Origin of the sequence: Stenotrophomonas sp. Y-13, assembly GCF_046267925.1 — a bacterium.
Classification (GTDB): Bacteria; Pseudomonadota; Gammaproteobacteria; order Xanthomonadales; family Xanthomonadaceae; genus Stenotrophomonas; species Stenotrophomonas acidaminiphila_A.
The window spans coordinates 1,734,635-1,747,160 of the sequence record NZ_CP176501.1; the positions used below are offsets into that span (position 1 = coordinate 1,734,635).

Sequence of the window (12,526 nt, forward strand, 5' to 3'; positions counted from 1 at the left end):
AATGACCCGATGACGAACCCCTATCCCGACTGGTCCAGCACGATCCGCGACGTGGCCGACTTCCCGCGGCCCGGTATCCGCTTCAAGGACATCACCCCGCTGCTGGCCGATGCCGATGGCTTCCGCGCGGCGATCGCGGCGATGGCCGAGCCCTGGCGCGCGGCCGGCGTGCAGGCGGTGCTGGGGGTGGAGGCGCGCGGCTTCATCCTCGGCGCCGCGCTGGCGCTGGAACTGGGCGCCGGCTTCGTGCCGGTGCGCAAGCCGGGCAAGCTGCCCGGCGCCACCCTGGCCCAGGAGTACGCGCTGGAGTACGGCAGCGACCGCATCGAGGTCTGCGCCGGTGCCATCGCCCCCGGCACCCGGGTGCTGCTGATCGACGACGTGCTCGCCACAGGCGGTACGCTGGCCGCGGCGCTGCTGCTGGCGCGGCGGCTGGAGGCCGAGGTGCTGGGGGCGGCGGTGCTGGTGGAACTGGACGGGCTGGGCGGCCGCCCGCGCTGGCCGGCAGGGCTGCCGCTGCAGGCCACGCTGGTGTATTGAACGCGGCTTCGTGGTGAGGCGTCGGCAGGTGCGGGGCTTGCCCCGCACCGAGGCTCCACCGGCAGGTTCCGTGCGGGGCAAGCCCCGCACCTGCGGCCTCATGCCAGCCGGGTCCGCTGGAGGGGCAGGATCGTGTTCTGGCTTACAGCTTGCGCACGCGGAAGCGCCTGCCCTTGATCTTGCCCGCTTCCAGCCGTGCCACCGCCTTGCCGGCCTGCTCGCGGGCGATGGCCACGTAGGAGCGGGTGGGGAAGATGTCGATCTTGCCGATGGCCTTGGCCGACAGCCCGGCATCGCCGGTGAGCGCGCCGAGGATGTCCCCGGCGCGCAGCTTGTCGGTCTTGCCGCCATCGATCCGCAGCGTGGTCATCGCCGCCTGCGGCAGCTGTGCCGGGCGCGCGGTGGCCAGCGGGGTCTTCTGCCAGTCCAGCGCGCTGCCCTGGTCGGCTTCCAGTGCTTCGGCGCGGTGGCGCTCGCGGCCGGCGACCAGGCTCAGCGCCAGGCCGCGGCGGCCGGCGCGGGCGGTGCGGCCGACGCGGTGGCGGTAGGTGTCCAGGTCGCTGGGCATTTCGTAGTTGACCACCGCGGCCAGCTCTTCCACGTCCAGGCCGCGCGCGGCCACGTCGCTGGCGACCAGCACGTTGCAGCTGCGGTTGGCGAACTGCAGCAGGACCTCGTCGCGGTCGCGCTGTTCCATGTCGCCATGCAGGGCCAGCGCCGAGAAGCCGAACTGGCGCAGTGAATTGGCCACCTCGTCCACGTCCTTGCGGGTGTTGCAGAACACCACCGCCGATTCGGGCGTGTACCTGAGCAGCAGCCCGGCCAGCGCCTTCTGCCGGTGCGTCGGCTCGACCTCGAAGAACAGGTGCTGGATCGCCGGGGCTTCCTGCTGGCCGTCGATGGTGACTTCCACCGGGTCATCGAGCAGGGCGCGCGCCAGTTCGCGGATGGCGTCGGGGAACGTGGCCGAGAACAGCAGGCTCTGCCGCTCCTTGTGGGTGCGCCCGGCGATCTCGCGGATGGGCTCCTCGAAGCCCATGTCGAGCATGCGGTCGGCTTCGTCGAGCACGAACGTGCGCACCTGGCCGAGGTTGAGCGCGCGCTTGCGCGCCAGTTCCTGCACGCGGCCGGGCGTGCCCACCACCACCTGCGGGTCGTGCGCCTCCAGCGACGTCAGCTGCGGGCCCAGCGGCACGCCGCCGGTCAGTACCAGCAGCTTGAGGTTGGGGATGCCGGTGGCCAGTTTGCGCAGCTGCCGGCCGACCTGGTCGGCCAGTTCGCGGGTAGGGCACAGCACCAGCGCCTGGGTACGCAGGGTGGCCGGGTCGAGCCGGTTCAGCAGGCCCAGGCCGAAGGCGGCGGTCTTGCCGCTGCCGGTGGGAGCCTGGGCGATCACGTCGCGCCCGTCCAGGATGGGCGGTAGGCTCTGTGCCTGCACCGGGGTCATGGCGGTATAGCCCAGCGCGTCGATGCCGGGTGCGAGGGCCGGGATCAGCGGCAACGAGGAGAAATCGGTCATGCCGTATTTTCGCAGATGCCGGCGGGCCGTGCCGCCCCGGCGGCCGCCGCGGCGCGCCCGATTCAGGACAGCGCACGTACCGCGAGGTTGATCAGCAGGCCGCCGCCGAGCAGCCAGGCGGCCAGCAGCGCGGCCAGCAGCATCGGCCGCGGACCGGCCTGGCGCAGGGCCGAGACATGGGTGGTCAGGCCCAGCGCGGCCATCGCCATCGCCAGCAGCGCGGTGTCCAGCTCGACCAGGGCGGCGACCAGCCCGGCGGGCAGCAGCTGCAGCGAGTTGAAGCCGACCATGGCGATGAAGCCGAACGCGAACCAGGGCACGGCGATCCTGGAGCGCGGGCCCTGGCGGTCGCGGCGGCCGCGCGCCAGCAGTGCCGACAGGCCCACCAGGAACGGCGCCAGCATCATCACCCGCACCATCTTGGCGATGACCGCCGCGTCGGCGGCCGGCTGGCTGACCGCGCGGCCGGCGGCGACCACCTGGGCCACCTCATGCACGGTGGAGCCGGTGAATACGCCGTAGCCGGTCTCGTCCAGCGGCATCCAGCCGGCATGCAGGCCCCACTGGTACAGCAGCGGGTACAGGAACATCGCCAGGGTGCCGAACACGACCACCGTGGCCACGGCGATGGCAACCTGCTCGGCGCGGCCCTTGACCACCGGCTCGGCGGCCATCACCGCCGCGGCGCCGCAGATGGAGCTGCCGGCGCCGATCAGCAGCGCGGTGTTGCGCTCCAGCCCGAGCACGCGGGTGCCCAGCCACCACGCCAGGGCGAAGGTGGAGCACAACACCAGCGCGTCGATCAGCACCCCGGCGACGCCGACCTGGCCGATGTCCTGCACGGTCAGGCGCAGGCCGTAGAGGACGATGCCGGCGCGCAGCAGGGTCGCCTTGGAGAAGCCCACGCCTGCCGCCGTGCGCGGCGCCAGCCTGCCGTAGGCGGTGTTGCCCAGGGCGATACCGAGCAGGATCGCCAGCGTCAGCGCACTGATGCCATGGGCCTGCAGCCACGGCAGGGTACCCAGCCACAGGGAAAGCATGGCGATGGCGGCGGTCAACAGCAGGCCGGGGAGGCGACGTGGGCGGGCCGGGGCGTGGCCCTGGAGGGCGGTGTTCATGACGGACGGTTATGAGGAGATGGCCCATCCTGCCGCCACGCTAATAATCTGTAAAACAGATAATATTCGTATGGATAAACGATATTTTGGGTAGTTAATGCATCTCTCCCTGCGCCAGCTGCAGATTTTCTCCGCCGTCGCCGAAACCGGCACCACCGCTGCTGCGGGCGAGGCCATCGGCCTGTCACAGTCGGCGGTGAGTGCGGCCCTGGGCGAGCTGGAGAGCCTGCTCGGGCTGGCCGTGTTCGACCGCGTCGGACGCCGGCTGGTGCTCAACGGCCACGGCCGTGCGCTGCTGCCCGAGGCACGGGCGCTGCTGGCGGCCGTGGACGATATCGAGCGCCGCTACGGCCGGGCCGGGGAGGCCGCCGCGCCGGTGCGCTGGCGGGTCGGCGCCAGCACTACCATCGGCAACTACCTGATGCCGTCGCGCATCGCCGACCTGCGCGAGCGCAACGACCAGGCCCGGGTCGACCTGGTGATCGGCAATACCCGCGAAGTCGCCGCTGCGGTGCAGCGCCTGGAGGTGGACATCGGCCTGATCGAGGGCCCGTGCCACGAGCCGGGGCTGGACGTGGCGCCCTGGCGCGAGGACGAACTGGTAATCGTGTTCGGCGATCGCCACCCGCAGGCGGCGGCACTGCGGGCCGGTGCGGACATGGCGCGGCTGCGCGGCGCCTGCTGGTTGCTGCGCGAGCCGGGCTCGGGCACCCGCGAGGCGGCCGAGCAGGCGCTGCTGCCGCACCTGCACCGGTTCGCCGAGGTACTGCAGCTCGGCGGTACCGAGGCGATCAAGCAGGGCGCCGTCGCCGGGCTGGGCCTGGCCTGCCTGTCGCGGCACGCGGTGGCCGATCTGATCGCGCTGGGCCGGCTGCACGTGCTGGCCACGCCGTTACCGCCGCTGCGGCGGCAGCTGTGGGTGCTGCGGCACCCGGGCAGGCCGGTGGCGGCCAGCCTGCGGCGGCTGCTGGCGCTGGATCCGGGCACGTTCGCCGACGCCTGAGCGCGGCTCCCGTACAATGCGCGCATGCCTTTGATCACCCTGCAGAACGTCGACTACAGCGTCGGCGGCCCGTTGTTGCTGGAGAAAGCCGAACTGTCGATCGAAAGTGGCGAGCGCATCGCCCTGATCGGCCGCAACGGCGCCGGCAAATCCACCTTGATGAAGCTGATGGCCGGCGAACTGAAGCCGGACGACGGCGAAGTGCGCGTCCAGCAGGGCGTGCGCGTCACCCGCCTGGAGCAGGAGGTACCGCATGGCGCCGCCGGCAGCGTGTTCGACGTGGTCGCCGATGGCCTGGGTGAACTCGGCCACTGGCTGGCCGAGTTCCACCGGCTGAGCCATGCCGATGTGTTCGATGGCGATGCCATGGGCAAGGTGCAGGCCAGGATCGACGCCGCCGATGGCTGGGCGCTGGACCAGCGCGTGTCCGAAACCCTGACCAAGCTGGAGCTGGACGGCGATGCCGAGTTCGGGCGCCTGTCCGGCGGCATGAAACGCCGCGTGCTGCTGGCGCGCGCGCTGGTCGCCGGGCCCGACGTACTGCTGCTGGACGAGCCGACCAACCACCTGGACATCGAGGCCATCGACTGGCTGGAAGGCTTCCTCAAGGGCTGGAACGGCTGCGTGGTGTTCGTCACCCATGACCGCCGCTTCCTGCGTGCGCTGGCAACCCGCATCGTCGAGATCGACCGCGGCCAGGTGACCAGCTGGCCGGGCGACTGGGACAACTACGCGCGCCGCCGCGAGGAACGGCTCAACGCGCAGGCGCAGGAGAACGCACGCTTCGACAAGCTGCTGGCGCAGGAGGAAGTGTGGATCCGGCAGGGCATCAAGGCGCGCCGCACCCGTGACGAAGGCCGCGTGCGCCGGCTCAAGGCCATGCGCGTGGAACGCAGCCAGCGCCGCGAGCTGGGCGGCAATGTCCGCCTGGAAGCGGCCTCGGGCGAGAATTCCGGCAAGAAGGTCATCGACGTCAGGGACGTCAGCTTCGCGTTCGGCGAGCGGGTGATGATCAGGGATTTCTCGACCACGATCCTGCGCGGCGACCGCATCGGCCTGATCGGCCCCAACGGCAGCGGCAAGACCACCCTGCTCAAGCTGCTGCTGGGCGAACTGCAGCCGGACGCCGGCGAGGTGCGCCAGGGCACCAACCTGCAGATCGCCTATTTCGACCAGTACCGCGCCACCCTGCGCGAGGACTGGAGCGCGATCGAGAACGTGGCCGAGGGCGCGGACTTCATCGACCTCAACGGCAAGCGCAAGCACGTGCACGCCTACCTGCAGGACTTCCTGTTTACCCCCGAGCGAGCGCGGGCGCCGATCACCCGCCTGTCCGGCGGCGAGCGCAACCGCCTGCTGCTGGCCAAGCTGTTCGCGCAGCCGTCCAACCTGCTGGTGATGGACGAACCGACCAACGACCTGGACGTGGAGACCCTGGAGCTGCTGGAGGAGCTGCTGGGCGATTACACCGGCACCCTGCTGCTGGTCAGCCACGACCGCGATTTCCTTGACAACGTGGTCACCTCCACCCTGGTGCTGGAAGGCGAGGGCAGGGTCGGCGATTACGTCGGCGGCTATACCGACTCGCTGCGCCAGCGCCCGGCGCCGGCGCAGAGCGGCATGGCCGTGGCCAGGGCCTCGGCCACGGCGGTACCGGCCGCGAAGCCGGCGACCACGCCTGCGGCCGCTGCCGAGCCGGCGCCGGCCAGGCGCAAGCTCAGTTTCAAGGACGCGCGCGAACTGGAACAGCTGCCGGCGAAGATCGAACAGCTGGAGCGCGACGTGGAAGGCCTGACCGGCGCGATGAACGACCCGGCGTTCTACACCCGTTCCAGCACCGAGGTCAGCGCGCACACCCAGCAGTTGGCCCGGGTGCAGGCGGAACTGGACGCGGCCTACGCGCGCTGGGAAGAACTCGACGGCTGAGCCTGGCTGCCGCCCGGCCGGCGGTGCGCACGGGTGGGCGCACCACCGCGGCGTTCCTCCAGCGCCGCGCCAACCGCGGGTGCGGCCGTGTGACAATCGCCGCGCACAGGCGCCGGTCATCGACCCCGCTTCCCGGGTTTCTGCATGGAGCATGCGATGTAAATGCCGTTTTCGGTGCAGCGCATCGACCATGTGGTGTTCCGCGTGCGCGACCTGTCGCGCAGCATCGCCTTCTACCAGGCCGTGCTCGGCTGCGAGGTGGTCAGGCGGCGCGCGCACCTGGGCCTGGTACACCTGCGCGCCGGCGCGTCGATGATCGACCTGGTCAGCGTGGACGGCGCCCTGGGCGCCCGTGGCGGTGCCGCGCCGGGGCAGGGCGCGCGCAACGTGGATCACCTGTGCCTGCGGGTCGAACCCTTCGACGAGGCGGGCATCGTCGCCCACCTGGGGCGCCATGGGGTCGCCGTGCCGGCCGCGGCGGAGGTCAACTTCGGCGCCGAGGGCGACGGACTGTCGCTGTATTTCAGTGATCCGGACGGCAACGTGATCGAGCTCAAGGGCCCCGCGCGGCCGCCGGGCTGACGGCGCCGGCTCAGAGGTCGTCCGTTGCCGCGGCTTCGCCACCGTGCGGCAACTCGAAGAACGCCCAGAACGGCACGTTGTCCGCGGCCCAGCTGGCCGCGGCTTCGGAGAGGACATCCAGCAGCGTGTCGAAATCCGCCGGGCTGGCGTCGCGCAGGTCGCCGGCATCGCCGAACAACAGCGCATAGCCCCTGGCCGGCAGCCAGGACAGGTCGCGCAGCGCATCGGACAGCGCATCCCAGTTGCGGCCGCGGCCCGCCGGGAAATCCAGCTGGGTGCCGATGCGCAGCAGCAGGGTGCGCTTGTCGGTGCATGATTCCAGGTCCACGCGCAGCACCTTGAGCCCGGCATCGCGCGCGGCCGCCGCCAGCCCGCCGAGATCGCCGTGGGCCACGCCATAGACCCCGGCCTGGCCCACGTCCTCCAGGCCCATGTCGAATCCGCTGTCGCTCATTGCGCGCCTCCGTTGGCCGGGACCTGGAAATCACGGAAGGTCTCGTAGTGGTCGTCGGTGTAGTACCAGACGTCGGGCGGATCGCCGCCGGTGACGATCCGCCGCGCGCCGCGGTGGCCGAGGTCGGGCGTGCGCACGGTGTACTCGCGGTAGTAGCCGCGCGGGCGCTGCGGCAGGCGCCGTTCGCGGTTGCCGAACACGCTGCCGTCCTGGCGGTGCGGGAACGGGCCGCCGCGCAGGATCAGCGCGATGGTGTCGTGTGCCTCCGGTGGCAGGAAGACCGGCAGCGCGTCGCCCGCGCCGGACCGGCGCGGCTCGCCAGCGCGCTCCGGCGCAACGGCCTGGCCCAGCGCCGGCGCGAACTGCGGGTGCGGTGGCTGCTGCAGCGTGCGCATGGCCCACAGGCCGGCCACCAGCACGACCACGGCGGTGAGCAGAAGCAACGGTTTGCGCATGGAGCGGGGCCTGTGTCGCGAGCAAAGGGCGATTATCGCGCCTGCGCGCGGTTTTTCTTGAACGCGGGCCATCGGCCGGCGATGGCGGGCGCTGTGCCGTGCCGGCGCGTGGAACACGCGGATTTCGCGGCGCGCGTGAGGTTTGTACCCACGGCAGGACGAAGTTTCCTTTACATCGACCTTGGTAAGTTGCCGCTTCCTGCCTACCATTGCCGGTGCACTGCCCGGCATGCGCCGGGCCCCCGAACCCAGGCATCACACCCAAGGAGAATCCTCATGGCCTACACCCTGCCCAAGCTGCCCTACGCTTACGACGCGCTGGAACCGTACATGGATGCGGCCACGGTGGAGATCCACTACTCCAAGCACCACCAGACCTACGTCAACAACCTCAATGCGCTGGTCGAGGGCACCGAGTACGCCGACCTGCCCATCGACGACCTGCTGCGCAAGGTCAAGACCCTGCCGGAGAACCTGCAGCAGGGCGTCCGCAACCAGGGCGGCGGCCACGGCAACCACTCGCTGTTCTGGGACGTGATCGGCCCGAACGCCGGTGGCACCCCGGGTGGCGCGCTGGGCAAGGCGATCGACGAGCAGCTCGGCGGTTTCGACAAGTTCAAGGAGGCCTTCACCAAGGCCGCGCTGACCCAGTTCGGTTCGGGTTGGGCGTGGCTGAGCGTGACCGCCGACAAGAAGCTGGTGGTGGAGAAGACCGGTAACCAGGAAAGCCCGCTGATGGAGGGCCGTACCCCGGTGCTGACCATCGACGTGTGGGAACACGCCTACTACCTGAAGTTCCAGAACCGCCGCGCCGAGTTCATCGAGACCTTCTACAGCCTGATCAACTGGAAGGAAGTGGAACGCCGCTACGAGGAAGCCGTGGCCTGACCGGTCGCGGTGATCGACGCGGGCGGGGCAGGTCCCCGTCCCGCGCATGGGTGACGAACGAAGCCGGGCGGAAACGTCCGGCTTCGCCGTTCACGGCGCCGGTGGATCGGCCGGCGTTTCGCCGATCAGGCGCAGGGTGGTCATCACCCCCAGCACCAGCGGCGCCGGTTCCTCGCCGGTGGGTGCCAGCGCCACTGCCTGCTGGGCCACGTCGGCGAAGCTGCGCACCTGGTAGAGCACGTCCAGGCCATGCGGGCGGCCCCCGGACGTGCCGGCGGCGGCCGGCTGCCGCGCCGAGGGGTTCCGCCGTGCCGGCTGGAAGCCCGGCAGTTGCCGGACCAGTTCGTCGGTGGGCGCCGAAAACTCGCCCACGACCAGCGATGGCTGGTCCGCGTCGGTCGCGCCGATCCAGGCGAGCAGGTCCGCCGCCTGCCGTGCCCGCACCTCCGGGTCGTTGCCCTCCGGGGCGATGCGCGCGACGTAGATATTGACCGCCTGCCGCTGCAGCCGCGCACGCTGCATGCCAGCGGCGGTCAGCTGCCCCGGGCCATGCAGCAGGGTCAGCCCGTCCTCGATCACGTCCAGTCCGGCCAGCAGCGCGCTGCCGCGGCGCTGCGCATGGCTGGGCGGGTCGGCGGTGATGAAGTCGCAGCTGTAGCTGAGCCGGGTGGCCAGCCAGCAGGCGGCGTTGGGTGCGCCCGGCGACTGCCGCACGTCCTGCACCGCGATCACGTCCGCGCGCAGGTCCGCCAGCAGGTCCAGGATCCGCCCGCGCTGGCGCTCCCACTGCGCGCTGTCCTGGGGCAGCCGCAGGCTGGCGATCCGCAGCACCGGCGGGGCGGGCTCGGCGGCCACGGCGAAAGACAAGGCGAGCAGCGCCAGACAGCCCCAGTGCTTCATTGCGACGACCAGTACGGACTGGCGGCCATGCTAGCGCGCGGCGCTGTCGAGGGCCCGTGCAGGCGCGTCGTCGTGCGCTGCCGCGGGCGCGCGGGCGGCCGCTTGCGTTACCCTTGCTCCCTTTGCATTCGCAGGATCGCCTTACAGATGACGAGCAACGACGTGGCAGCAGCCCCCGCCGGCAAGGCCGGCATGCCCCGCCAGATTCCCTACATCATCGGCAATGAAGCCTGCGAGCGCTTCAGCTTCTACGGGATGCGCAACATCCTGGTGCAGTTCCTGATCACCTCGCTGCTGCTGCAGGAGTTGACCGCCGACGGCCGTGCCGGCGAGGCCAAGGACATCATGCACAGCTTCATGATCGGCGTGTATTTCTTCCCGCTGCTCGGTGGCTGGCTGGCCGACCGCTTCTTCGGCAAGTACCGCACCATCCTCTGGTTCAGCCTGGTCTACTGCGCCGGCCACCTGTGCCTGGCGCTGTTCGAGAACAGCCGCGAGGGCTTTTTCCTCGGCCTGGGCCTGATCGCGTTCGGTGCCGGTGGCATCAAGCCGCTGGTGGCCTCGTTCATGGGCGACCAGTTCGACCAGGGCAACAAGCACCTGGCCAAGATCGTCTTCGATGCCTTCTACTGGATCATCAACTTCGGTTCGCTGTTCGCCTCGCTGCTGATCCCGCTGGCGCTGAAGAACCTGGGGCCGCAGTGGGCGTTCGGCATCCCCGGCATCCTGATGTTCATCGCCACGTTCGTGTTCTGGCTGGGGCGCAGGCGCTACGTGCTGGTGCCGTTGCCGCCGAAGGACCCGCATTCGTTCGCCAACGTGGTGCGTACCGCGCTGCTGGCGCGCGCACCGGGGCAGGGCAATGCCGGGCTGCTGGTGGCGCTGGCCGGCATCGCGCTGGCACTGTGGGCGCTGGTGCTGGCGGCGCTGACCCTGGGCGGGCTGCATGAAGGCGGGCTGGGCGTGGTGATCTACCTGTGCCTGGCGCTGGTGGCACTGCTGGCCGGCATCGGCGGCGGCACCATGCTGCAGCTGGACCGCGCCCGCGGCGCGCATCCGGACAGCGCGGTGGAAGGCGTGCGCTCGGTGCTCAAGGTGCTGGTGATCTTCGCCCTGACCACGCCGTTCTTCTCGCTGTTCGACCAGAAGGCCTCGACCTGGGTGCTGCAGGGCCAGCAGATGACCATGCCGGCTTGGTTCACCGCCTCGCAGATGCAGGCGATCAACCCGCTGCTGGTGATGATCCTGATTCCGTTCAACAACCTGGTGCTGTACCCGATGCTGCGCCGCTTCGGCTTCGAGCCGACCGCGCTGCGGCGCATGACCGCCGGCATCGCCTTCAGCGGCCTGGCCTGGGTGGTGGTGGGCGGCCTGCAGGTGGCGATGGACGGCGGCGACGCGTTGTCCATCTTCTGGCAGATCCTGCCCTATGCGCTGCTGACCTTCGGCGAGGTGCTGGTGTCGGCCACCGGCCTGGAGTTCGCCTACAGCCAGGCCCCGGCGTCGATGAAGGGCGTGGTCATGAGCTTCTGGAACCTGACCACCACCATCGGCAACCTGTGGGTGCTGCTGTCCAACGCGGCGGTGCGCAACGACACGGTGACCGCGCGCATCGCCGGCACCGGGTTGAGCGAGGCGGCGTTCCTGATGTTCTTCTTCGCCGGCTTCGCGTTCGTCGCGGCCCTGGCGTTCGGCCTGTACGCGCGCCGCTACAGGATGGTCGACAACTACCGGGCAGCCTGACCATGCAAGGACCGATAACCCTGTTGCTGATCGCCGTCACCAGCCTGGTCTCGTGGCTGGCCTTCAGCAACCGCAAGCTCGCCGACCGGCTGATCCTGTGGCCGCCGGCGGTGGACCGCCATCGCCAGTACGACCGGCTGGTGACCTACGGCTTCATCCATGCCGATTTCGCCCACCTGCTGTTCAACATGGTCACGCTGTTCTTCTTCGGGCGGCTGATCGAACAGATCATGCTGCGCGTCACCGGCAACTGGTGGACCTACCCGCTGTTCTACGTGGCGGCGCTGGTGGTCTCGATCCTGCCCAGCTACCTGAAGAACCAGAAGAACCCGAACTACCTGAGCCTGGGCGCGTCCGGCGCGGTGTCGGCGGTGCTGTTCGCCTTCATCCTGATTTCCCCGTGGTCGCTGATCTTCGTGTTCTTCATTCCGGCGCCGGCGATCCTCTACGGGGTGTTCTACGTCGGTTACAGCATCTGGATGGACAAGCGCGGCAACGACAACGTCAACCACAGCGCGCACCTGGCCGGTGCCGCGTTCGGGGTGATGTTCATGCTGTTCATGGAACCGCAGGTGCTGCAGGTGTTCCTGGAGCAGCTGATGAACCCGCGCTTCGGGCGCTGACGCACGCCACCGGCCCGGGACGGTGCGGCGCGCCGTCACCGGGACAGGGCCCAGGCGGGGCCGTGGCCAGCACCGGTCGCGGCCGGCCGTACTAGGTGGCGTAGGCCGCCAGCAGGCGGGCGTGCACTTCCTCGTCGATCTTCTTGAACTCCCAGCCCTGGGTCTCGCCGTTGAAAGCCAGTTGGAACAGGCCTTCAAGCAGCAGTGCATCGGGGTCGTCGGGGGGCAGCGGGTGCGAAGCGTCGAACGGTACGGGCATGGGACGGCGAGCGGAAAAACGTCCATGTCCCGCAGCAAACCGCGTGCCAGCCGCTCCGCCCGCCGTGGCGAAGGGCGACCGGCCGCTGGGCGCCCGGTGGCCGGTCGAAAAGTGACGTCCCGCGGCGGTGCGCCGCGCTTTTCACGTCACACCGGCGCGTGACCGCGGCACAATGGGCTACCCCGTCCGGCGAGCCCTGCCATGAGCCATGATGACACCGCGCTTCCACCGGTGGCGCACGATGCCGCCGCGCACCGCTTCAGCGTGGTCGTGGACGGCCACCCGGCGGTGCTCGATTACCTGCGGCGCGGCGACGCGATGGTGATCACCCATACCGGCGTGCCCGGCGCCATCGGCGGCCGCGGCATCGCCGCGTGGTTGACCCGGGCGGCACTGGCGCATGCGCGCGCGGCCGGCCTCAAGGTGATCCCCGAGTGCAGCTATGCGGTGGCCTTCATGCAGCGTCATGGAGAATATGCGGACCTGCTGGGATAATCCGCGGCGGACGCGGCTCCG

The 12,526-nt window shown here is 70.2% G+C and carries 14 protein-coding genes; 8 read left to right on the forward strand and 6 right to left on the reverse strand.

The features are described from left to right. The first annotated feature begins 9 nt into the window (after positions 1-9). Entirely contained in the window at positions 10-540 is a 531-nt protein-coding gene (locus ACJ7VY_RS07855) for an adenine phosphoribosyltransferase (RefSeq protein ID WP_161614376.1), read from the forward strand. Between the two features lie 142 nt (positions 541-682). Here ACJ7VY_RS07855 and dbpA read toward each other — a convergent pair whose 3' ends face one another. Then, positions 683-2,059: an ATP-dependent RNA helicase DbpA gene (gene dbpA / locus ACJ7VY_RS07860; protein ID WP_409476725.1), complete on the reverse strand. Its 1,377-nt coding sequence runs from the start codon at positions 2,057-2,059 to the stop codon at positions 683-685. A gap of 62 nt (positions 2,060-2,121) precedes the next feature. After that, positions 2,122-3,177, reverse strand: a complete 1,056-nt coding sequence (locus tag ACJ7VY_RS07865) for a YeiH family protein (RefSeq protein WP_409476726.1) — start codon at positions 3,175-3,177, stop codon at positions 2,122-2,124. A 97-nt stretch (positions 3,178-3,274) separates the two neighbouring features. Here ACJ7VY_RS07865 and ACJ7VY_RS07870 point away from each other — a divergent pair, with 97 nt between their 5' ends. The 3 genes from ACJ7VY_RS07870 to ACJ7VY_RS07880 all read left to right on the forward strand — a co-directional run bounded on the left by ACJ7VY_RS07870 (position 3,275) and on the right by ACJ7VY_RS07880 (position 6,688). After that, entirely contained in the window at positions 3,275-4,180 is a 906-nt protein-coding gene (locus ACJ7VY_RS07870) for a LysR family transcriptional regulator (protein WP_409476727.1), read from the forward strand. 24 nt (positions 4,181-4,204) lie between these two features. Further along, positions 4,205-6,106 carry an ATP-binding cassette domain-containing protein gene (locus tag ACJ7VY_RS07875; protein ID WP_409476728.1) on the forward strand — a complete coding sequence of 634 codons (1,902 nt, stop codon included), beginning with the start codon at positions 4,205-4,207 and terminating at the stop codon, positions 6,104-6,106. A gap of 162 nt (positions 6,107-6,268) precedes the next feature. Further along, the gene (locus ACJ7VY_RS07880) at positions 6,269-6,688 is read left to right on the forward strand and encodes a VOC family protein (RefSeq protein ID WP_409476729.1); all 420 of its coding nucleotides are present in this window, start codon (positions 6,269-6,271) and stop codon (positions 6,686-6,688) included. 10 nt (positions 6,689-6,698) lie between these two features. On the opposite strand, the gene ACJ7VY_RS07885 is transcribed toward ACJ7VY_RS07880, so the two are convergent. Further along, positions 6,699-7,142 carry a barstar family protein gene (locus tag ACJ7VY_RS07885; protein WP_104938726.1) on the reverse strand — a complete coding sequence of 148 codons (444 nt, stop codon included), beginning with the start codon at positions 7,140-7,142 and terminating at the stop codon, positions 6,699-6,701. Next, positions 7,139-7,597 carry a ribonuclease domain-containing protein gene (locus ACJ7VY_RS07890; protein WP_409476730.1) on the reverse strand — a complete coding sequence of 153 codons (459 nt, stop codon included), beginning with the start codon at positions 7,595-7,597 and terminating at the stop codon, positions 7,139-7,141. The genes ACJ7VY_RS07885 and ACJ7VY_RS07890 overlap by 4 nt, the downstream gene beginning before the upstream one ends. A gap of 276 nt (positions 7,598-7,873) precedes the next feature. Between ACJ7VY_RS07890 and ACJ7VY_RS07895 the strand changes: the two genes are divergently transcribed. Further along, on the forward strand, positions 7,874-8,485 hold the full coding sequence (locus ACJ7VY_RS07895; protein ID WP_161614384.1) for a superoxide dismutase: 612 nt from the start codon (positions 7,874-7,876) through the stop codon (positions 8,483-8,485). Between the two features lie 90 nt (positions 8,486-8,575). On the opposite strand, the gene ACJ7VY_RS07900 is transcribed toward ACJ7VY_RS07895, so the two are convergent. After that, entirely contained in the window at positions 8,576-9,385 is an 810-nt protein-coding gene (locus tag ACJ7VY_RS07900; protein ID WP_409476731.1) for an endonuclease/exonuclease/phosphatase family protein, read from the reverse strand. Positions 9,386-9,532: 147 nt separating this feature from the next. On the opposite strand from ACJ7VY_RS07900, the gene ACJ7VY_RS07905 reads away from it, so the two are divergent. Further along, positions 9,533-11,128, forward strand: a complete 1,596-nt coding sequence (locus tag ACJ7VY_RS07905; protein WP_409476732.1) for an oligopeptide:H+ symporter — start codon at positions 9,533-9,535, stop codon at positions 11,126-11,128. Positions 11,129-11,130: 2 nt separating this feature from the next. After that, on the forward strand, positions 11,131-11,751 hold the full coding sequence (locus tag ACJ7VY_RS07910) for a rhomboid family intramembrane serine protease (protein WP_104938730.1): 621 nt from the start codon (positions 11,131-11,133) through the stop codon (positions 11,749-11,751). A 91-nt stretch (positions 11,752-11,842) separates the two neighbouring features. On the opposite strand, the gene ACJ7VY_RS07915 is transcribed toward ACJ7VY_RS07910, so the two are convergent. Further along, a complete protein-coding gene (locus ACJ7VY_RS07915) occupies positions 11,843-12,010 on the reverse strand; it encodes a hypothetical protein (protein ID WP_312346636.1) in 168 nt (55 codons plus the stop codon). 201 nt (positions 12,011-12,211) lie between these two features. Here ACJ7VY_RS07915 and ACJ7VY_RS07920 point away from each other — a divergent pair, with 201 nt between their 5' ends. Beyond that, positions 12,212-12,505, forward strand: coding sequence for a GNAT family N-acetyltransferase (locus tag ACJ7VY_RS07920; RefSeq protein ID WP_312346638.1), 294 nt, complete (start codon positions 12,212-12,214; stop codon positions 12,503-12,505). Positions 12,506-12,526: the final 21 nt, after the last annotated feature.